Source organism: Clostridium sp. L2-50 (assembly GCF_000154245.1).
Classification (GTDB): domain Bacteria; phylum Bacillota; class Clostridia; order Lachnospirales; family Lachnospiraceae; genus Coprococcus.
This window is the reverse complement of sequence record NZ_DS480319.1, coordinates 44,288-67,252: the sequence shown is the minus strand read 5'-3', so window position 1 is coordinate 67,252 and position 22,965 is coordinate 44,288. Positions and strand designations below refer to the sequence as shown.

General features: G+C 41.0%; 18 protein-coding genes. 2 read left to right on the top strand and 16 right to left on the bottom strand.

Annotated elements, in window-relative coordinates:
• Positions 1–379: 379 nt before the first annotated feature.
• The 10 genes from CLOL250_RS07140 to CLOL250_RS07095 all read right to left on the bottom strand — a co-directional run bounded on the left by CLOL250_RS07140 (position 380) and on the right by CLOL250_RS07095 (position 13,590).
• Entirely contained in the window at positions 380–4,924 is a 4,545-nt protein-coding gene (locus CLOL250_RS07140; protein ID WP_008401605.1) for a PolC-type DNA polymerase III, read from the bottom strand.
• A gap of 3 nt (positions 4,925–4,927) precedes the next feature.
• On the bottom strand, positions 4,928–5,986 hold the full coding sequence (gene ispG / locus CLOL250_RS07135) for a flavodoxin-dependent (E)-4-hydroxy-3-methylbut-2-enyl-diphosphate synthase (protein ID WP_008401604.1): 1,059 nt from the start codon (positions 5,984–5,986) through the stop codon (positions 4,928–4,930).
• Between the two features lie 27 nt (positions 5,987–6,013).
• The gene (locus tag CLOL250_RS07130; protein WP_008401603.1) at positions 6,014–7,111 is read right to left on the bottom strand and encodes a M50 family metallopeptidase; all 1,098 of its coding nucleotides are present in this window, start codon (positions 7,109–7,111) and stop codon (positions 6,014–6,016) included.
• Between the two features lie 3 nt (positions 7,112–7,114).
• Entirely contained in the window at positions 7,115–8,257 is a 1,143-nt protein-coding gene (gene dxr, locus CLOL250_RS07125; protein WP_008401602.1) for a 1-deoxy-D-xylulose-5-phosphate reductoisomerase, read from the bottom strand.
• 140 nt (positions 8,258–8,397) lie between these two features.
• Entirely contained in the window at positions 8,398–9,195 is a 798-nt protein-coding gene (locus CLOL250_RS07120) for a phosphatidate cytidylyltransferase (protein WP_008401601.1), read from the bottom strand.
• A 12-nt stretch (positions 9,196–9,207) separates the two neighbouring features.
• Positions 9,208–9,936 (bottom strand): isoprenyl transferase, encoded by a 729-nt coding sequence (locus CLOL250_RS07115; RefSeq protein ID WP_008401600.1) that lies wholly within the window; start codon positions 9,934–9,936, stop codon positions 9,208–9,210.
• 12 nt (positions 9,937–9,948) lie between these two features.
• The gene (frr, locus tag CLOL250_RS07110) at positions 9,949–10,494 is read right to left on the bottom strand and encodes a ribosome recycling factor (RefSeq protein ID WP_008401599.1); all 546 of its coding nucleotides are present in this window, start codon (positions 10,492–10,494) and stop codon (positions 9,949–9,951) included.
• A 21-nt stretch (positions 10,495–10,515) separates the two neighbouring features.
• On the bottom strand, positions 10,516–11,217 hold the full coding sequence (gene pyrH, locus CLOL250_RS07105; protein WP_008401598.1) for a UMP kinase: 702 nt from the start codon (positions 11,215–11,217) through the stop codon (positions 10,516–10,518).
• Positions 11,218–11,410: 193 nt separating this feature from the next.
• A complete protein-coding gene (locus CLOL250_RS07100; protein ID WP_008401597.1) occupies positions 11,411–12,643 on the bottom strand; it encodes an LCP family protein in 1,233 nt (410 codons plus the stop codon).
• Positions 12,644–12,780: 137 nt separating this feature from the next.
• Positions 12,781–13,590 carry a Cof-type HAD-IIB family hydrolase gene (locus CLOL250_RS07095; RefSeq protein WP_274922255.1) on the bottom strand — a complete coding sequence of 270 codons (810 nt, stop codon included), beginning with the start codon at positions 13,588–13,590 and terminating at the stop codon, positions 12,781–12,783.
• A gap of 184 nt (positions 13,591–13,774) precedes the next feature.
• On the opposite strand from CLOL250_RS07095, the gene CLOL250_RS07090 reads away from it, so the two are divergent.
• Complete coding sequence (locus tag CLOL250_RS07090; RefSeq protein ID WP_008401594.1) at positions 13,775–14,176, top strand: 23S rRNA (pseudouridine(1915)-N(3))-methyltransferase RlmH; 402 nt, start codon at positions 13,775–13,777, stop codon at positions 14,174–14,176.
• Here the strand turns inward: CLOL250_RS07090 and CLOL250_RS07085 are convergent.
• Together CLOL250_RS07085 and CLOL250_RS07080 are read right to left on the bottom strand one after the other, a co-directional pair.
• The gene (locus CLOL250_RS07085) at positions 14,160–14,615 is read right to left on the bottom strand and encodes a 23S rRNA (pseudouridine(1915)-N(3))-methyltransferase RlmH (protein WP_008401593.1); all 456 of its coding nucleotides are present in this window, start codon (positions 14,613–14,615) and stop codon (positions 14,160–14,162) included. The two genes, CLOL250_RS07090 and CLOL250_RS07085, sit on opposite strands and share 17 nt — an antisense overlap.
• Positions 14,612–16,036 carry a hypothetical protein gene (locus CLOL250_RS07080; protein ID WP_008401591.1) on the bottom strand — a complete coding sequence of 475 codons (1,425 nt, stop codon included), beginning with the start codon at positions 16,034–16,036 and terminating at the stop codon, positions 14,612–14,614. The genes CLOL250_RS07085 and CLOL250_RS07080 overlap by 4 nt, the downstream gene beginning before the upstream one ends.
• Positions 16,037–16,322: 286 nt before the next feature.
• Between CLOL250_RS07080 and CLOL250_RS07075 the strand changes: the two genes are divergently transcribed.
• The gene (locus tag CLOL250_RS07075) at positions 16,323–18,320 is read left to right on the top strand and encodes a Na/Pi cotransporter family protein (protein ID WP_008401590.1); all 1,998 of its coding nucleotides are present in this window, start codon (positions 16,323–16,325) and stop codon (positions 18,318–18,320) included.
• Positions 18,321–18,486: 166 nt separating this feature from the next.
• Here the strand turns inward: CLOL250_RS07075 and CLOL250_RS07070 are convergent, their stop codons facing one another.
• The 4 genes from CLOL250_RS07070 to pknB are packed head-to-tail and all read right to left on the bottom strand — an operon-like array spanning position 18,487 to position 22,959.
• On the bottom strand, positions 18,487–19,134 hold the full coding sequence (locus tag CLOL250_RS07070; protein ID WP_008401589.1) for a thiamine diphosphokinase: 648 nt from the start codon (positions 19,132–19,134) through the stop codon (positions 18,487–18,489).
• 58 nt (positions 19,135–19,192) lie between these two features.
• Positions 19,193–19,852: a ribulose-phosphate 3-epimerase gene (gene rpe, locus CLOL250_RS07065; protein WP_008401588.1), complete on the bottom strand. Its 660-nt coding sequence runs from the start codon at positions 19,850–19,852 to the stop codon at positions 19,193–19,195.
• Positions 19,853–20,731 carry a ribosome small subunit-dependent GTPase A gene (rsgA, locus tag CLOL250_RS07060; protein ID WP_008401587.1) on the bottom strand — a complete coding sequence of 293 codons (879 nt, stop codon included), beginning with the start codon at positions 20,729–20,731 and terminating at the stop codon, positions 19,853–19,855. It lies immediately after the preceding gene.
• Between the two features lie 8 nt (positions 20,732–20,739).
• Entirely contained in the window at positions 20,740–22,959 is a 2,220-nt protein-coding gene (pknB, locus tag CLOL250_RS07055; protein WP_008401586.1) for a Stk1 family PASTA domain-containing Ser/Thr kinase, read from the bottom strand.
• Positions 22,960–22,965: the final 6 nt, after the last annotated feature.

Sequence of the window (22,965 nt, the reverse complement as noted above, 5' to 3'; positions counted from 1 at the left end):
CAAGCTTTTTTTTCAGTAAATTTACATTTTTTTATACTGACCATATTTTAGCTTGTAATAAGGGCATTGTCAATCAAATACGCAAGTGTTTTGCGTAATGAAAGGGATACAGGGTTGTTGCATAGATCTTCCTTATATCTAAATACACCTTAGCATATTTTTGCATTAATTTTATCATAGACAGAAACAATACCTTTTATCTGCCAAGTCCTGATTCTGTATTCTTTCATGCAGCAAACCTTTTTTCACGTCGGTACTTGGCAAACTGCTGTAAGCAGTGAGCTTAGTACCGCTACGTGAAAAACAGAACGCAAGTGTTTTGCGTAATGAAAGGAATACAGTGTCAGGGCTTACAGAATAAAGGTATTGTTTCGTCCGTTTATACAAAGTCAAAGGTAAGCTGGTTGGTATCCGGCATACCGTCTAAGATGCCAAGCTCTGACAGCTTGTCGATCGCACTCTTTCCAATCTTAGAATGAGCCTGCAGATCTTCCTTTGAGATAAACCTGCCTTTGCAGGCTGCATCCTTCAACTGCTTTGCAGCTTTCTCTCCCATTCCTTCAATGGAAGCCAGTGACGGCATGATCTTACCGTCTATTACCTGAAAACGGATATCATCCGCCACATAGATATCGATCGGCATGAACTCAAAACCTCTCGCATACATCTCAAGAACCAGCTTCAGATCCTTTAACTTATCTTCATCCTTTGCGGTTCGTTTATTCTTATCAATACTCTGTATCATATTGATATGATACAGTACCTTTTCTTTTCCAAAGCACATCATCTCGTAACTGAAGGCTGATGCACGGATACTGAAAAACGCTGCATAATACTGAAGCGGATAATTCACCTTAAAATATGCAATTCTCCACGCCATCATAACGTAAGCCGCCGCATGGGCTTTCGGGAACATGTATTTGATCTTCTGGCACGACCAGATATACCAGTCCGGTACACCATGTGCCTTCATATCCTCTTTCCATTCTTCCCATTTTGCACATTTGCCTTTAGCTACGTTACCTTTTCGGACATTCTCCATGATCTGGAACGCTGTACCGGATTCCAGGCCCATATGGATCAGATATACCATGATATCATCTCGACAACAGATTGCGGTCGAGATCGTACACTGACCGGATTTGATCAGCTCCTGTGCATTTCCAAGCCATACATCCGTACCATGCGCCAGACCTGCGATTCGCACCAGATCCGAGAAGTTCTGTGGATTTGCATCAATTAACATCTGCATGGCGAAATCCGTACCGAACTCCGGCACACCCAGACTGCCAAGCGGAATGCCATTGATATCCTCCGGTGTAATATGAAGACTTTCTGTTCCATGGAACAACGCCATAACATCAGGATCATCTAACCGGATCGTGGTTGCATCAAGACCGGTCAGATCCTCCAGTCTTCGGATCATCGTAGGATCATCATGACCGAGAATATCAAGCTTCAACAGGTTATGATCGATCGAATGGTACTCGAAATGAGATGTTACGACATCCGTCGTCATATCATTTGCCGGCTTCTGGATTGGTGTGAAGGAATAGATCTCCTCATGCCTTGGAAGAACGATCATACCACCCGGATGCTGTCCGGTCGAACGCTTAACGCCGGTACAGCCGATTGCCAGACGTTCCATCTCACAGCTTCGTTTCGTGACGATAGCCTTTTCATCGACATATTTCTCGATCTCCTTCTGGGTCAGATCTCCCATTGCCGTAGCTTCTGCTCTCGCTTCATCCTTTGCAAGATCTTTGAAGTAATTATATACATAACCATACGCTGTCTTATCTGCTACCGTTGTTACAGTTCCTGCACGGAATGCCTTACCCTTACCGAATAATACTTCTGTGTAAGCATGTGCACATGACTGATATTCACCGGAGAAGTTCAGATCGATATCCGGCTCCTTATCTCCTTTGAATCCAAGGAAGGTTTCAAACGGAATATCGTGTCCCTCTTTGATCAGTGGATGACCGCATCGAGGGCAGTCACGATCCGGCATATCACATCCCGACATACCGGAATATGATTTTACAAGCTCGGAATCAAAATCAACAAAATGACACTCCGGACAAATATAATGTGCCGACAACGGATTTACCTCTGTGATACCTGCCATCGTTGCTACGAAGGAAGAACCTACAGATCCTCTGGAACCAACCAGATAGCCATGATCGTTGGAATCCCACACAAGCTTCTGTGCAATGATATACATAACGGCAAATCCATTTGATATAATGGAATGTAACTCACGTTCCAGTCGTTCTACAACGACCTCCGGCAGATCCGGTCCATAGATCTTATGAGCCTTTTCATAACAGATATTCGTAAGTGTCTCATCTGAATTCTCGATGATAGGCGGTGCTTTATCCGGTCGAACCGGGTCCATATATTCCACCATATCCGCGATCAGATTTGTATTCGTGATAACAACCTCTCTGGCTTTCTCACTTCCCAGATATTCGAATTCCGCCAACATTTCTTCCGTCGTTCTGAAATAAAGCGGAGGCTGATTAACTGCATCCTCAAAACCTTTACTTTTCATGATGATCGCACGATAGATACTGTCTTCCGGATCAAGGAAATGGACATCACAGGTTGCAACAACCGGCTTATTAAATAATCGTCCAAGCTCCACGATACGCTTATTATAATTCTGAAGATCCTCGATCGTACAAGGATTCTCCTTCTTTCTGGTCATAAACTCGTTATTTCCGATCGGCTGTATCTCCAGATAATCAAAGAAATTAACAAGTCTTGCAATTTCTTCATCCGGTGCATCATCTACGACCGCACGGAACAGCTCACCTGCTTCACAGGCAGAACCTAAGATCAGTCCTTCTCTGTATTTATTGATCATGCTCATAGGCATACGCGGTCTGCGGTTGAAGTATCTGACATGCGCTTCAGAAATCAGACGATACAGATTCACACGGCCGATCTCATTTTTTGCCAGAATGATGCCATGATATGTTCTGCCTTTTTTGATCGTATCATCCGATGCAGAACCTAATTCATTTACATCCTCCACCGTCTTTACGCCACGTTCCACTAACATCTCATATAATTTTACGAAAATTTTTGCGGTTGCATTTGCATCATCAACAGCACGGTGATGATGTTCATTTTTTACATTTAACGCCTTACAGACACGATCCAGTGTAAACTTACCAAGCTCCGGCAATAACACATGGCTGAGTGTCATGGTATCCATGATCGTATTATCGAATTTCATTCCAAGATCTTTGGCATTTTTCTTGATGAATCCGGTATCAAATGCTGCATTATGTGCAACAACGATATCATCACCACAGAATTCCAAAAACTTCGGCAGGATCACGTCGACGGTCGGTGCATGCATAACCATCTCATCTGTAATGGAAGTCAACTGCTCTATACTATAAGGGATCGGTTCTTCCGGATTGATAAATTCCGAGAAACGATCGATCTCCTCTCCATCTTTTACCTTTACAGCTCCGATCTCTATGATCTTATTCTTCTTCTGACTAAGACCGGTCGTCTCGATATCGAATACGATATATTCTGTATTCAGATCCTGTCCTTTGGGATTGATGACCAGATTCTTCAGGTCATCGACAAAATATCCCTCACAGCCAAAGATCAGTTTAAAGCCATCCTTCATACCCTTTGCATGTGCTGCGATCGGGAACGCCTGTGCAACGCCGTGATCCGTGATTGCAATCGCCGGGTGTCCCCAGTCATTTGCACGTTTCACGATCTTCTCGATATCAACAACACTGTCCATCTCGCTCATAACCGTATGCATATGTAATTCCACACGTTTTTCAAGTGATGTGTCAACTCTTGGCACACGGAAATCCGGTATATGCTTGATACCACGCACAGATGCAATATTTAACTCCTTGGAAAAAGTATCGTATAACGGCACACCCTTTAACCGATAGAAGCTTCCTTCTTTTAACTCATCCTTATAAACCGGCGCATCATCCTCTGATGCAAATATCTTAAATGCGATCGTATCTTCAAAATCCGTAATATTGCAGATGAATAAAGTCTTACCATTTCGGAGAACCTTTTCTTCCATCTTGATCAACTGGCCATGAATACAGACTTCACCGATACCATCTACTAATGTAGAAATCTTTACCAGTTCCCCTTCGCAGTCTCTGCCATAGAATACATCCGGATCATTCGAGGTATATTTCTTCCTTCTGGCGGCAAATGTCTCCTTCGGCTTTTCGTCCTGTGCAGGTGCTTTCTTTTCAGCCGGAGCATCCTTCTTGCCTTCTCCGACCAGCTTCTTTTTATCTACTGATTTACCATCCAAGGTCAGATCCGCATCCTCATGTACATTACTTAAGATTGCCTCGATCTCAAGCTTCATCTTCTGTTCATTTGCACGGCGGAGCATCTCTTTATCAGATTCCGTATAATCAAAACCGACCTTGATATCCATACCGAACCGTTTCTTATAGGTCTCCTCCAGATATTTTTTGATCCCGATTGAATGGCTCTTTGAAAGCTTACTGTCTTCCATCGCAAGCGTGATAATATCATCTGCATAATACCATTCTGCCCGCTTTAATAAACGATATCCAACATGACTGATCTTCTCGACATCATACAAGATACTGTCCTTATATACCTCTGTTAAGGTTCTGGTATTGTACTGGGAAGACAGCTCATAACGGTCATCAATGATGACCTTATAACCACGTCCACGAAATAAATGTCCGCAAATGATATCTTCCACCTGTACAATCTTCGGGCGGCTGATCAGGTGCTTCGACAGCAGGCTGATAATAAGCTGGCGTTCTGCCTGCTTCATTACCACCTTTTCGATCATCGTATCCTCAAACAGGGAAGACAGCTCTTTATCCATATTCAGTTCAGGAAATACTTCAAAAAATAATTTTGCTTCTACCGGCACGTTCTATTCACTCCAGTTATCTAACTCGTACTTTAATGTTGATAATATATCTTTCTCGTCGATCTTCTTTATGATCTGGCCTTTTTTGATCAGGATACCGCAGCCTTTTCCGCCCGCAATTCCAAGATCTGCTTCCTTTGCTTCGCCCGGTCCGTTTACAACACAGCCCATAACAGCAACCTTGATATTCAGATGATCATAATCGGCAACCAGCTTTTCTACCTGTTCTGCCAGTCCGATCAGATCAATCTCCGTTCTTCCACAGGTCGGGCAGGACACAAGTTCGATTCCTCCTGTACGGAGTCCAAGCGTCTTTAAGATCATCTTTGCTGTCATGATCTCATTGACCGGATCCCCTGTTAAGGATACACGGATCGTATCTCCGATTCCCTCATGCAGGATAATACCAAGTCCTACGGAGGATTTGATATTACCGCTCATAACCGTACCGGATTCCGTGATACCCACATGCAGCGGATAATTCGTCTGATCTGCGATCAGCTCATGTGCTTTTACACACATCATAACATCGGAAGATTTAATACTGATGACCATATTGTCATATCCGCAGTCTTCGATCATATGAACCTTATCCAACGCACTCTCAACGATTCCTTCCGCTGTCACGCCATGGTATTTTTCAACTAATTCTTTTTCAAGGGAACCGCTGTTTACACCGACACGGATCGGTATATTCCGTTCCTTACATACCGCTACTACCTGTGCCAGCTTATCCTTACCACCGATATTACCCGGATTGATACGGATCTTATCTGCTCCCGCCTCAGCCGCTGCGATCGCCAGACGGTAATCAAAATGAATGTCTGCAACCAGCGGAATATGGATCTGTTTCTTGATCGCAGGGATCGCTGCCGCTGCCGCATCATCATTTACGGTGCTTCTGATGATGTCACAGCCTGCCTTTTCAAGTTTTAAGATCTGTGCAACTGTAGCATCTATATCACTGGTTTTTGTATTTGTCATCGACTGGATCAGGATCGGATTCCCACCACCGATCACCCGGTCTCCTATCTTGATAACTTTTGTATGATCTCTGTACATATTAACTCCTGTTTAACTCCTATTCATCTAATGAAAGAATACGTTCTTGATATCGTTAAATAATATCACAACCATCAACAGCATAACCAGAACAAATCCGATCAGCGTCACGATATTCTCCTTATCCTTCGGAACCTTCTTTCTCGTTACTGCTTCAATTAACAGGAAGATAAATCGTCCTCCATCCAAGCCCGGTATCGGCAGCAGGTTCATAACGCCAAGGTTTGCCGACAGCAGTACGATATAATTCATCCAGTTTAAGAACAGATCGAGCACACTGCTCTTTGCTGCCTCATTGAAGGTATCGTTCATGTTCTTCGCTACTCCGACCGGGCCGGATACTTCATCCGAACTTACCTGACGGGTAACGATCAGCTTCAGACTTAAGAAGGTTGCTTTTACCCAGTATCTGGTCTCATAAGCAGAATATTTACAAAGCTCTCCAAAGTTCTTCGGGAGCTGATAACCGACACTCATTATTCCGATCTTATAGCCATCCGGTGTCTTTGCCGGATATACCGTCGTATCATAGACCGTTCCGTCTTCTTTCTCAAGTGTCAGATCGATCGGTGAACCATCTCCATAAATCTGAAGGTAGATCTGTAACTCACGGAAATTCTTAACCGTGCTTCCCTCGATTTTCAATACCCGGTCGCCATCTGATATCCCGGCTTCTTCCGCCGGATATACACCATTAAAATATTCCTCGGCATTTTTGATCTGGTATTTTTCAATATTATCTTTATTGTATACTGCTCCTATGATCGCAGGATCACTTCCACAGAAATGAATGATCACCATGGAAAATAAAAATGCGATCACGAAGTTCATGGCAGGTCCTGCAAGTACAACCGCCATTCTTGCCCAGATGGATTTCTTCTCAAAGGAATTCTCATCATTTTCGTTTTCTTCATCATCTTCGCTGAGCATCATACAATAGCCGCCAAGCGGAATCAGCCGCAGCGTATACTGTGTTTCTTTCTTATGAAACTGAAATAGCTTCGGTCCGAATCCCATCGAAAACTCTTTTACTGTGATATGATTGATCTTTGCTACGATAAAATGTCCCAGCTCATGAAAGAAAATGATGACACCAAAGACTAGTATGATTAATATGATATTCAAAAACTAACACCCACTTTCAATAAATTCATATACTTCCTGCTCGGTTGCAAGAATCTCATCTATATCAGGATTTTCAATCAAATTATGATGATCCATGGATGCACGGATGATATCATAGATATCAAGAAAATCGATTTTTCTGTCTAAGAACTGCTTTACTGCATATTCATTTGCCGCATTGAATACTGTAGGCATCGAACCGCCGATCCCGATTGCCTCATATGCATATCGTAACCCAAGAAAGGTATCCATATCCGGTGTCTCGATCACAATCGATGAAAGCTTCGTAAAGTCAAGACGATCTCCCGGCATGTATCTTCGTTCCGGATAGAACAGCGCATACTGGATCGGCAGCTTCATATCCGGCGTACCGAGCTGTGCGATCACTGCTCCATCTTTATATTCTACCATAGAATGAATGATACTCTGCGGCTGGATCACAACCTGAATATTTTCCGGGGCTACATCAAATAACCATTTTGCTTCAATAACTTCCAGCCCTTTATTTACCATCGTTGCTGAATCAATGGTGATTTTTCTTCCCATGCTCCAGTTTGGATGCTTTAATGCGTCCTCTAATTTCACATGCTTTAAAAACTCTCTGCTCTTGCCACGAAATGGTCCACCGGATGCTGTCAACAGAATTTTTTCAATGGAATCATGTGTATTTCCCTGCAATGACTGGAAGATTGCCGAATGTTCACTGTCAACCGGAAGGATTGATACTCCTTTTTCCTTTGCAAGCGGCATAATGATATGTCCCGCTGTAACCAGAGTTTCTTTATTTGCAAGGGCAATATCTTTTCCCGCTTTAATCGCTGCCACAGTCGGGCGGATACCGATCATTCCTACAATAGCGGTAACTAATATATCCGATGTCTTGTATTCTGCAATCTCGATCAGCCCATCCATGCCTGATACGACACGGATATCCATATCCTTCAGACGATCTTTTAATTCATCTGCCAGCTTCTCATCCCACAGACCAACGATCTCCGGTCGGAACTCTCTCGCCTGCTTCTCTAATAAGTCTATGTTTCTTCCTGCTGATAAAGCACAGATTTTTATATCCTGATTCCATCTTGCGATCTCAAGTGTCTGTGTTCCTATAGATCCTGTGGATCCAATGATAGCTACATGTTTCATATTTGTTCTCCTTTACCCATTTCAAACATCTGTATCTAACATTTTTATCTGTCTGCACTATTTCCAATGCGACATAAAGGAAAAGCAGCGTAATTATGAGCACAGTTCATCTGTACGCTCTCCCACACTGCTTTTTCTGATTACAACAAATATAATATAAGATAATACATAATTGGTGCTGTAAATATAATACTGTCAAACCGGTCAAGGATTCCGCCATGTCCCGGTATCAGCTTGCCATAATCTTTGATATCATTATTTCTCTTGATTGCAGAAGCCGCCAGATCCCCGATAACTGCAGGCAACGCACATACAGCTCCGATCAATGCAAATATCCATACAGAATGTGCAACCTGCATGAAATGATTATAAATCAAACCAAATACAACACCTAATATTCCTGCTCCAACGATTCCGCCGATCAGGCCCTCGATACTCTTCTTCGGGCTTAAGATCGGTGACATCTTGTGCTTACCGATCGCACGTCCGACCAGATAGGCACAGGTATCATTACCCCAGGAGCTGACAAAGATCAGCAGAACAAGAATCAGTCCATGTTTCATATCTCGTATGAGATACACATACGACAACATTACACCTACATATACAAATGCAAAAAATGCCGCCATGATCTCTTTATCTTTGTAATTCGGATATGTGAGCACATAGATTGCAAGGATGACCAGCATATAAACCGCGATCAGCGGTAATATAAACTGATGCAGGTCAAAATACAACAATGCATAATAAAAAACCGTTGCACCGTAAGCTGCATATCCAAGTCCTTTCTTGTTCAGCCCATATATACGAAGTAACTCCATCACACCGATCAGCGAAACCGCACACATTACCAGACATGTAAGTGCTCCGCCAAAATAAAGTGTGATTGCTGCAATGATCACCAGGATCACTGCACTGATTGCCCGTTGTTTAAACATATTATTTCCTCTTTATTTTACCCCGCCATACCGACGGTCTCTATGACTGTAATACCGGCATGCATTGACCAGCTCGTCCATATCAAAGTCCGGCCATAACACATCCGTAAAATAAAATTCCGAATATGCGATCTGCCATGGAAGAAAATTCGATGTCCGAAGCTCTCCGCTGGTACGAATCAACAGATCCGGATCCGTCAGTTCCTTTGTATCAAGGTAGGAACTGACTGTATCCTCTGTAACCGCATCCGGTGATAGCTTTCCAGCCATACAGTCGGATGCAATCTGTCTGACCGCTCTTGTGATCTCATCCCGTCCGCCATAGTTAATCGCTACAGAAAACTGAAGTCCTGTATTATTTGCTGTAGCTTTCTCCAGATTATACATCTTCTCCACGATATCCTCCGGAAGATCCTCGCGCTTACCGATGATCCTTACACGCATGTTATTCCGATTGGATCGCTCGATGCTGTCAACCAGATACTTGCGGAAAATATTCATGATCGTAGATACTTCCTCTACTGAACGTTTCCAGTTCTCGGTAGAAAATGCGTATACAGTCAGGTATTTAATCCCAAGTTCATCTGCATTCTCGCATGTTCGCTCGATTGCCTTTGCGCCCTCTGAATGTCCATAGGTTCTTGGCATCAGTCGTTTCTTCGCCCATCTTCCGTTTCCATCCATGATGATCGCAACATGCTCAGGAATATTGATCATTTCTCCATTTATTTCTTTATTCATAATTACTCCAAATTAAACAGTTAAGATCTCTGTTGATTTCTTCTCAATAGCCTTATCGATCAGACCAACATACTTGTCTGTCATCTTCTGGATCTTATCCTCGTTTGTCTTTAATTCATCCTCTGAGATATCTCCGGCTTTCTCCATCTTCTTGATCGCATCGTTTGCATCTCTTCTGACATTACGGATAGCAACTTTTGCATTCTCACCTTTTTTCTTAATATCCTTAACGATCTCTTTTCTTCTTTCCTCTGTCAGTTCAGGGAAATTCAGGATGATGTTCTTACCGTCATTGTTTGGTGTCAGCCCAAGATCTGAATTCAGGATCGCCTTCTCGATTGCCTTTACCAGTGATGGCTCCCATGGTGCGATCATCAGCGTTCTTGCTTCCGGGACGGTGATATTTGCAAGCTGCTGCATCGGTGTCGGTACACCATAATATTCTACCTTGATCTTATTTAAAATGTTAGGGTTGGCACGTCCTGCACGGATCGTAGCATATTCCCCTTCCAGGTTTTCAACTGTCTTCGTCATTTTCTCTTCGTACTGTGTCAACATATCTTTGTTCCTCCTGTTTATTTATACGTTCACATATGTCCCTGTAAAGCCACCGGTAACGGCCTTTACAATACTGTCTTCACCATTTAAGCCGAATAACATCATCGGCATTTTGTTTTCCATTGCAAGAACTGCAGATGCAAGATCGATAACTCCAAGCTTATTATCAACAATGTCTTTCATTTGCATGCTGTCATATTTCTTTGCATTTGGATTTGTCTTAGGATCACTGTCATATACGCCGTCAATTGCTTTTGCAGATAAGACTACATCTGCCTTTACTTCAACCGCCATAAGAACAGTTGCCATATCTGTTGAGAAATACGGATGTCCGATTCCTCCGGCAAAGAAAACAACTTCTCCCTGCTCCATATATTTTACAGCTTTATCACGGTTGAACAGCTCTGTCATTGTTCCACATGCAAATGGGGTCATGATATGTGATTTGATTCCGAATACACGAAAAGCATCTGCGGTATAGATACAGTTCATAACAGTTGCAAGCATGCCGATTGAATCTGCTTTTACACGATCCATATTTTCTGAGGTTCTGCCACGCCAGAAATTACCACCACCGATTACTACACAAAGCTGGATTCCCTTATCCAGAATCTTCTTCACCTGTCCGGCAACATCATATACAGTCTTTTCATCAAAGCCCTGCTTTTTTTCTCCGGCAAGTGCTTCTCCACTAAGTTTCAATAACACTCTGTTCATTTCCATAATTGTAACCTCTTATGTTTTCTCAAAATTTTTCTATCCTAGTATAGCACAATATAACTATATTTCAAACAGGAAGTTGGAAAGATTTTATTCAAATTATCGTAGCTCCGGATCTGTTCTCCATAACAAAAAGAACACCACAAAATCCGACTGGTTTCATGATGTTCTTTCGTTTCTGATATGTTTCTATATACTATTCATTAACAATTGAATCCGGATCATCTTCTACTGTAAACGTATCCAGATCGATCTGGTTATAATATCCTGTATCGTTGATGATATTTGCACTGATATTTTTAACTGTCTGGGATGGAACATAATCATAATCGTTAAACAGATATCTGTGAAGAACAACTACATTGTTCTCCAGATCTCCTGCTACAACCAGACTTCCCTTGCTTCCAAGTGTCGGTGTTGACCATGTAAATGGGAAACCGGTTGAGGATTTCAGTTTGTAATTGAAGCAGTTCGTTGCAAGATCCATGATCTCTTTCTTTGTAAGGCTGGAGCTGATATCATCTACAACTGCATTCAGACAGTCATTTAACTTGGAGATTCCGGCACTCTTTGCCTTTTCGATCATAAGGCTGATAACCTTTCTCTGTCTCCATGCTCTTGTGATATCTCCCTGGTCTGTACTTCGGATTCTTGCATATGCGGTAGCCTGAACACCATCGAGATGTACAACACCTGTCTCATATACATAAGAAGACTGGATGCCATTGACTCTCTGCTGTTCATCGATACACTGATTCAGCTTGTCAAGCTCGCTGGACTTCAATTCGATATCAAGGCCACCAAGTGCATCGATTGCTTCTGTAAGTGCCTTGAAATTTACAGTTACATAAGCTGTGATATTCAGGTCAAGATTCTTATTTAATGTATTGATTGCTTCCTTGGCACCGCCATATGCATATGCATGTGTTACTTTTTCATAACTCTGTGAGTCATTGGCAAGCTCTAAATAAGTATCACGATATACGGAAGACATCTTGACTTCCTGTGTGTCATTATTGATGCTTACAATAATGATCGCATCAGAACGTGCTCCGTTCTCTACCATATCAATATCTCGGCTGTCAACACCAAACAATGCAATCGTCGTATATCCGGTCATCTTCTTTACTGTTTCTTCTGACAGGTCATCATTGGCCTTTACACCCTCTAACTTCTCGTAGTGCATCTTGCCAAGGGCAGAATTGATATAAGCATTTACAAATAATACAACTCCAAGGATGATCACAAGTACTTCTACGATCAATGCAATAATCCATGGTTTGTTTCTGCTTTTCTTCTTTCTCTTTTTTCTACCATTTCCGGAAGCGCTTCTTCTTACCGGTTCTCTGGCCGGTGATTTCTCGTAATGAACATCATCTGTATCATTATAATCGTCAAAATCTTCATCGCTAAAAATATTATCGCTCATTTTTATTCTCCTATGCATTTGTACATCTGATCTGTCACATCAAATCAGTTACTATCAATTATTTACGAATAAACAAAGTGTATTCTACTACAAACATATTTCAAATTCAACCTGTTCATAAAAATATAACATTTACACTATAAATTTAAAATAAACTTCTCGATCACCGGAACCAGACCATCTTCATCATTAGTAAGTGTGATATAATCCGCATGATCTTTTACGATCTGCTGTGCATTTCCCATTGCCACTCCGACTCCCGCATAATCTATCATGGTCAAGTCGTTAAATCCATCTCCGCATGCGATCAGATCCTTGACATCCATATCCAGATATTTCAAAAGCTTTTCAAGCGAAGTTGCCTTATGGACGTTCTTCGGCATGATCTCTACAAAGAACGGTTCGGAACGAAAAACCGTAACTTTATCACCATATAGTGCATTTAATTCCTGTTCCACCTGTTCTGCAACAGTACTTTCCGCCGTCAGAAGACATTTGTTCAGCGGAAAATCAATATACTCTTTGAAATTGTCCACCTGATGTATCTCCATAAAATTCAATCTTGCTTCAAGACTCATATATTCGTCGATCGGCGTACCTGTGATAACTGTATCTCCTTCATAAGTAACCATTCCAATCTTCTTTTTCACACAATAATCATAGATTCTCCGTGCAATATCATTATCGACACATGCCTGATATACCACTTCTCCTGTCTTATAATCAACGATTCTTCCACCATTAAATGCAAGTACATAGCCTTCATATTTATCAAGCTTCAATGTATCAGCTATCTTTCTGATCCCGGGAAGCGGTCTGCCTGAAGCAATTGCTACTACATGTCCCTTCTCCTGTATCTCGATGATCTTATCAAGTGTCGGCTGTGTCACTTCTTTTTTTGAATTTGTAAGTGTGCCATCAATATCTAATGCAATAATCTTCTTCATCATTTTTCTCCATTATGTGTAATCAAATTGATAATATATATTAGATTTGCAGCTTTGTCCAGTAGTTTGCCGAAAAAAAAAGAATCTCATACCGTAATTTTCTTTTCTTGTAAACTACCGCGTGATTGTATTATAATAACCAATCATAAATGCATCTTTTTTATTAAAATTGTGAGGAAATACTATGAATTACGAGCTTTTTGTTAATCAGAAAAAAATATCAGCCGGTACAAAAGACGCTGTTGCGGAATATATAAAACGACTTTCCCCTTTCTGTAAGGTCACCGTCATTCCATGCAAAAAAGCTCCGAAGCCTGTTCAGGATGCGTATAACATCCAGCTTCTTCCCGATAAGGCAGGCACTCAGACCATATCCTCCGAACAGTTTGCATCCAAGATCAACCGGATGAATGTAAACGGGTACTCTCACATCTGTTATTATATCGGTTTTCCGGCATCAGATGCTTATAATGAAAGCTTCTTTATTTCCAGTATGTCCATGTCCGATGAAGTAACTCTTATCGCATTTACAGAACAGTTATATCGTGCTTATACGATCAACAACCATATTACATATCACAAATAATCTGAAGCTGATCAAGCAACATGACACGCATTAACTGATGTGGAAATGTCATATTTGAATAACTAAGCTTAAAATCTGCCTTTCGAATCAGTTCATCTGACATCCCAAGTGAGCCTCCGATCAGAAATGTAACTGTCGTAATCCCTCTGTCTTCTGCCTGCCGTATCTTTTCTCTTAATAACTCTGTTGTACACTTCTTTCCATTAATGCACAACGCTATCACATATTCTGATTTTCCAATACTTTCCATGCATTTGTGGCTCTCTGTATCAACAATTTTCTTTTTTATCGTATCTGATGCATTTTGTGGTATTTTCTCATCTTCATGCTGTATGATCACAAGTTCATGTTTTCTGCCGATCTGTCTTTTATATGCATCGATCATATCAGTGTAATACGTCTCTTTTATTCTACCCACACACACTATTTTAAATGTCATTTCTGCTCCAATTTAATCTGTTCAAATAATTTATTCTCTGCTTCATCTGCCTTATGTGTAAACATACTTACAATAACCGTAACTGCCAGACTGATGATAAATGCTGCAACCCCGCTTCCTAGCTCTGTTGCATTTGCAAGTGTCTGATTCTCAAGGAGAGGAATAAATCTCCAGATCGTACAGACAGCAAGACCTGTAAAAAAACCCGAAATGATTCCTGCCTTACTGGTCTCTCTCCACAAAATCGGCAGTATACAGACTGCTGCTATCGCAGCTGAATAATCCCATGCAATATATAATATTTCCCGGTAATTATTCTGAATAATTATCGACATTACAGCAATAAATCCTGTAAAAAACAAAGCAGCCATCAAATCAATCCCGGTTATCAGAGTTTTTGACCGGATCTTTTTCTCGTATCCAACCATACCAAATAACAGATCAAACATCATTGTATAAATGCGTTCCAACAGACAGATCACGGCACATAAGAACAGTCCACCGGCTATATATCGGAAAAACAACGGATACTCCTCTTTATAACATAATGACGTAATATAGATATCAAGCAGTTTTCCCATTTCAATATCTTCACTGGCTTTTAACGGATACATGCTGACAACATTTAACAACGCCCATACACTAAGAATCACAACAGCTATACCTGTATATATTATGGAAAGAACACGTCCGCGATCCAGACTGCGTACATCTCTTGCTTCCATTGCTCCATGGAACAAAAATGGTAATCCCAGACACCCAAGTCCCATTCCAAGCATGGATATAATATGAGAAACCCCTATACCTCTTCCATCATAATACAAAATATTGAGATATGTACTTGTTCCACCCGACAAATGAACTTTACCGTAAGTATCCAGTATCTCAGCCGGCGTATTCACCGCAAACAGCCATATGACAAGTACAAGAAACATCACCACCATCAATGTATATATAATATTTCTTACAGTACTTCTTATCCTGCGACTTATAAAACACATAGAACATGCGCAAAATAATGAAACCACACATACAACCACGATCATATGTTGGTTTGTCGCACCGCTAAGATATTTTCCAATATAACTGAGAAGACCCATTGTGATCATTCCGGTCAGAATCAGCCAAACACACATGAACATCTCTTTTATAATAAAAGAAGAATATCTGGCGTACAGAAAATCACCCATATCAGAAATTTCTTTTCCTGAAATATCCCGATAAGAACGTAACCTTTTTACAAGGAAAAGGCAGGCAAAGGTTATCCCTGCAAACAATCCTATATGAATAAAACAAACCCCTGCTCCATTTACAGTAATAACCGGTGGTAATAAGATTAACGCCCATAGCAGAACCTCGGCCATTGAATTATTTCCGGCAAGCTGCATTCCATTTAGATCATCCTGCTTTTTTCGTATCATTTTTTCTCTCCCAAATTTATATTCATTCCATTCAACTTTATCATAAACACAGTTTTTCCTTCCGCCTTATGTTCTCACCAAGTTCTCTGTACTGTCAAGACCATATTATGTATTTTTTCCAGAATTCTTTTTAAAATATATGTAATATTCCAAATTTCTGTGCTTCATAATAAAAAATATAGAACATGAAAATAATCTATGTTATAATACCCAAGTATGTAAAATTTGATTTACAATTTAATTACATTGATTTGACATTAAATAAGTTATTTTTTCACAGGAGGATATGGACGTGGACTTTTTTTCAATTCTGACTTTACTGGGAGGCGTAGGGCTTTTCCTGTTTGGAATGAACATGATGGGTGATTCCCTGAAAAATCTGGCAGGAGGAAGTCTGGAACGGATACTTGAAAAACTGACGACCGGTAAAAGTCAGGCAACCGGTGCGATTAAAGGCTTTGGGCTCGGTACCGGTGTCACAGCGATCATTCAGAGTTCAGCAGCAACTACGATCATGCTGATCGGTTTTGTAAATGCCGGTATTATGAAGCTCAGTCAGGCAATTCCGGTAGTATTTGGTGCCAATGTCGGCAGCACCGCAACTGCACAGATTCTGCGGCTTGGTGATCTTGGCGAAGATATGTTTATCCTCAAATTATTAAAACCGTCTTCTTTTGCACCCGTTCTGATCGGTATTGGTGCTTTTATCATTCTGTTTGCCCATAAGAAAAAACATAAAGATATCGCCGGTATCTTAGTCGGTCTTGGTATCTTATTCCTTGGTATGAATACAATGGAAGCTGTGTTCGCTCCTTTAAAAGAATCCGAAACCTTCCAGAACCTGTTCATTTCTTTCAGCAATCCACTCCTTGGTATCCTGATCGGTCTTATCTTAACAGCGATCATCCAGAGTTCCTCTGCTTCGGTCGGTATCCTTCAGGCATTATCCTCAACAGGAGTTGTTTCCTATGGTTCTTCGATTCCAATTATTATCGGTATTAATATAGGAAAGTGTTTCGCGATCCTGCTCGGCAGTATCGGTGCAAACAAAAAGGCAAAACGTGTTGCCATGTCCTATCTGTTATTTAATATTATCGGTGCGATCTTCTTCGTTGTTGTGATCTATGGACTTCAGTTGTTTATCACATTCCCATTCATGGATAAGATCATCAACCGTGGTGTAATTGCAAACCTGCATTTTATGTTTAACTTTATCATTGCGATCCTACTGCTTCCATTCGCAAATAAGATCGCAGATCTGACCGGTAAGATCATCGGTGACGATATGGAATCCAAGATTGACAAAGAGCTTGCGTCTCTCGATCCAATGCTTCTTGATACACCAAACATCGCTCTTACCCAGGCACAGAAGGTAATGTTCTCCATGACAGACTCCATCAAGGAAAACTTCGAACTTGGAAGTCAGTTATTATCGGAATATAATGAAGAAACTGCCGGAAAACTTCTGGAAAATGAGATGTTCATTGATAAATGCGAAAGTGCGTTAAACGAATATCTGTTAAAGATCACCTCCAAGCGACTGCATTCATCCGAACGAAAGCTGGCATCGGAATTATTAAACAGTGTCAGTGACCTGGAACGAATCGGTGACCACTGTGAAAATCTTCTGATCGTCAGCAGAAAGATCTCCGATGAAAAGATCTCCTTCTCTACACAGGGAACCATGGAGATCAATACGCTCTTACAGGCTACAGCCAATATCATCGATACAACCTTTACTGCTTTTAAAAATGATGATCTGACTGCTGTTTCCCGTATCGAACCGCTTGCTCAGTCGATCACAGAGGTAAAAGAGATCATCAAAGATCACCATGTTATCCGTTTACAGACCGGAGACTGCGATATCGACGGTGGTTTTGCTCTTGTAGATATCCTGACCAGTCTGGATCGTATCGGAAGTCACTGTTCCAATATCGGACTTCATATTGCAAAGAAATTAACTACAGATTCCTTTGACGAAATGCATGGTCATATCTACACAAATGGATATAAGACCTCCGAAGAATACAAAGCACTCTACTGTTACTACATGTCTCTGTACTCTGATCCGATCACCGAAAAGTATAAAGCGAGCCTGTCAGAGCTGGAACATAAGATCTCGCAATCAGATGCAAATAAATCTTCTGCTCCGAAATCTGTGGATCTGAACACAGCTAAGGCAGATAAAAACGAACAGCATACCAAAAAAGAGCCTAAATTAAAAGAAATCAAAAAGGCAAAGATTGAAAAAGTAAAACAGAAGAAAGACTCTAAGAAAAAATAAAGATTATTCTGATAATAAGTATTATAAAAAGATACTCTGATCACGGGATCATACAGGTCCTTTGCTTTCAGAGTATCTTTTTTATTTTCTTTTATTCTTTGATACTGCATTTTATTATTATCTGATATTGTATATCGTATAGACAGATATACATAATGACTCTATCTCAATCACGGCTTTCAATTACAATTAACAATCCGGATTCAAATTCGATCAGGCCGCACTCTGCGATCAGCTCATTGCTGACGCCGATGCTTTCTCCAAGCTTCAATGTAAGCCCCTGCGCATTATAATAAAAACCCTGAAGCGTTACTCCGGTCACCTGTTCCGTATATGGAAGCAGTGACACATATCTGTATGCATCGTTACGCTTCACAATATGCCGGTGTGCTGTCATCGTAATCCTGTTATGCTCGTCGATCAGATATGCCGATATTCTGGCCTCTGCAAACTGCTTTAATAAGCCAATATTGGCAAGGGTATGATCCATACGGGTTCCGGTTGCTCCAACCAGAATTACTTCATCCGGTCTGATCTCCTGCTCCAGTATATACGAGATTGCAACATGGGTATCTGTAAAATCCTTATGTGTATCCAGATCCAGAAATTCTGTTTTTCCCCGATATGCCGCTACGACATCTATCTTTGCAGAATCAAAGTCTCCAATGATCAGATTCGGCAGTATATTACATTCCTTACAGATCTCAAGTCCTTTATCACATGCTATTATTTTTTGAAAATCATAATCGGAAAGAACCGTTTCAAGCAATCTTTTTGAAACGGTTCCTCCTGTAACGATTAAATATCGATTCATCTATCCTGTTACCTTTTCCGGCAGACAGCAGATCTGCTTTCCGCCTTTTTATTACTATCTACTGTATTTCTGAAAAAATCTTACGGAAGGCTTTTACATTCTCTGTCTTGTCCCCTTTAAATACTGCCGAACCGGCAACCAATACATTCGCTCCTGCCCGAATAATCTCTGCTGCATTTGCAAGGGTAACACCACCATCCACCTGAATATCCGTCTGAAGTCCACGGCTGTTTAACAGTTTTCTGGTCTCTGCAATCTTCCGCAGAGAAGACGGAATAAATTTCTGTCCGCCAAAACCCGGATTTACCGACATGATCAGAACCATATCTACATCCTCTAATACATAATCAATTACTGATAATGGTGTTGCAGGATTTAATGCAACTCCGGCTTTCATTCCCAGCTCTTTTATGGCTGCGATGGTTCTATGAAGGTGCTTGCAGGCTTCTGCATGTACTGTTACGATATCTGCTCCACAATTCTTATAATCCTGTAAGAAACGCGTCGGTTCATCAATCATAAGATGAACATCAAACACCTTATCAGATACCGGACGAACACTCTTGATAACCGGTGCTCCAAATGAAATATTCGGCACAAAGGACCCATCCATAACATCCAGATGAATATATTCACTTCCTGCCTGATCTATGATCTGTATATCTTCTGCCAGATGTCCAAAATCCGCAGATAATACTGAAGGTGACAGCTTTAACATTTACCATTTCCTCTTTTCTTTTAATTCATTGTATATCATGACATAATCATCATACCGCATCTTACTGATCCTGCCATCACCGACGGCTTCTTTTACCAGACATCCCGGTTCACTGATATGATTACACATATTGAATTTGCAGGTTCCTGTATATGCTGCAATCTCAGGAAAATACAGCTTCAGATCTTCTGCTTCGATTCCTTCTGTATATAACGAACTGAAACCCGGTGTATCCATAATATAAGTATCATCATCTACAAACATTAACTCAGAATGCCTCGTTGTATGCTTTCCACGCTGTATCTTCTCACTTAATCCACCAGTTTGTACATTTGCATCCGGAAACAACGAATTAAGCGTCGAGGATTTACCTACTCCTGACGGGCCTGCAAATACCGTTGTCTTTCCTTTTATAACTGCTTCTAATGTATGGATTCCATAACCGCTCTCCGCACTGATAAACAACACTTCATATCCGCTCTTTGTATAAGATCTGCATATATCCTCACTTTGACGAAATCCTTCCAAATCTATCTTATTAAAGCAGATTATAGTCGGAACTTCATGCTGCTCCATATTGATCAGAAAGCGGTCAAGCAGATTGAAGTTAGGTGCTGGTGCAGACACTGCAAAAATAATTACAGTCTGATCTACGTTTGCAACTGCAGGTCTGTTTAACCAGTTAAATCTGGGCAATATATCTTCAATATTGCCCAGATTCTTCTCCGCATCTAATATCTCTATCTCTACATTGTCACCAACTAAAGGCTTGATCTTTCGATTTCGAAAAACTCCTTTTGCTTTACACTCATATGTGACGCCGTTTTCGCAGACGACATAGTAGAAACCTCCAATACCTTTTATGATCTTTCCTGTCATAATCTCTCCTATTCCTTTGAGAATGACGCAGACAGACCACTGGTATTAAAGCTCGATGTTACATCTATTCCATCTGAATCCGTAATTGTTACTGCAAATGTACCGGAGTTCTGCGATAAGCCACCGATAGGATCTGCAGATCCTATATCCAGAGGGAACGAATCCTCTCCTGCAGCTCCGGAATACAACTTATAGGTTGCGTCACCAACCGTATAGGTAACATTGACTGTCACATTTCCAAAGGTTGCAAAATCGAATCCGGAATTTGTTATACTTCCTGTAAATTTAACAGAATATGTTACTTTTTCAGGTCCATCACTGATCACATAACCAACTGTTGAACCTTTTTCTACAGACGAGCCGGCTGAAACATCCTGACTGATAACCTGACCTTTCTTAACCTCATCACTGTTTGCATGCGATACTTTACCGCTTAATCCTGCCTTTTCCAACAATTCGGCTGCCTTGCTTTCAGATTTACCAACCAGATTCGGGACCTCAACTTCCTCAACCTCTTTACCATTACTTATTATGATCTTAACTGTTGAACCGGATTTCTGCATCGTTTTTCCTTCCGGTGACTGACTGATAACCTTATTCTTCTCTACCGTATCATCATATTCATAACCATGAGTAACAACAAATCCGGCTTCCGTAAGAAGTGTAGTTGCCTGATCATCCGAATAACCTGTTACATTAGGTACTTCGACATCTTCTTTTCCCTCTGATACCGTAATAACAATTTTCTCATCAGCAGGAATCGCTGTTCCTTCATCTACACTCTGACTGATAACATAACCTTCTTCTACCTTATCATCCGTTGCCGTCTCAATTGTATATGCAGTAAATCCTGCTTTCTTTAATTCTTCTTCTGCAGCCGTCTTATAAAGACCTACTACATTGACCATAGGAATCGTCGCCTTATCCGAAGTATCCTCATCTGTAGATCCATCTTCGGTGGAATCTCCTGAATTTTCTTCTGAACTGTTTTCCGTCTTTTTATTATTTCCGGAGAATATTCCTCCAAGTCCACCGGGGCTTGTAATCTTAAGAATCAGGATTGCAACAAGAATCGCAATGATAATCACAACTGCTACACTGGATATCATAATGATCTTCTTAAGCTTCGGATCCAATTCCTCGATCTCATTATCATCATCGTCCTCCGGAGCCATCCCCTCATCACCATATGAATCATCATCGTCATCATCGTCAAACAGATTATCAAATTTGGATGGCGGAATGATCGGAGTAATATCCGGACGTTCCACTACACTTGACGGAGTTTCCTCAACAACAGGTGCTTCATTCATCTGTCTGCCCTCTTTGATCGCTTTCATCTCATCCGATGTGATCTCTACCGTCGGTGAATTTGGTACAACCGGTGGAACTACAACACAATCTATGTCAGGATTTGCCTGTACACGTTTCAAATCTGCAATCAATGCGCTTGCAGTCAAATATCTGCGTTCTGCTTTCTTCTGTGTGCATTTTAAAATTATCTTTTCCAAACTGGTTGGAATATCCGGATAATATTCTCTAGGAGAAACCATCTCTCCCTGTATATGCATAAGAGCGACTGCAACATTATTCTCGCCTTCAAACGGTACATGTCCCGTAACCATCTCATACATGGTGATACCAAGAGAATATATATCGCTTCTCTCATCACTGAATCCGCCTCTTGCCTGCTCCGGAGAGATATAATGTACACTTCCCATTGCATTCGCTGTCATTGTATTTGATGAAGCAGCTCTTGCAATACCAAAATCTGTAACCTTGATTCCGCCATTTTTCGATACAATAATATTCTGCGGCTTAATATCTCGGTGGATCGTATGGTTCTGATGAGCTACCTCCAGGCCTTGGGCTATCTGAATAGAAAAATCAATTGCCTGCTCAGGCAGCAATCTGCCTTTTTTCTGAATATATTCTTTTAAAGTAATGCCCTCTACAAGTTCCATTACTATATAATAGATACCATTATCCTCTCCGACATCATATACGTTTACGATATTCGGATGAGAAAGTCCGGCTGCGGACTGTGCTTCAATTCTAAACTTTGTAACAAAATTTACATCAGAACTAAATTCCGGTTTTAATACTTTAATTGCAACATATCTGTTCAGTACATGACATTTTGCCTTATAGACTTCTGACATACCGCCTGTACCGATCAATTCTATTATCTCATAACGATTACTGAGTATCATTCCTGGATTTAACATGCTTAC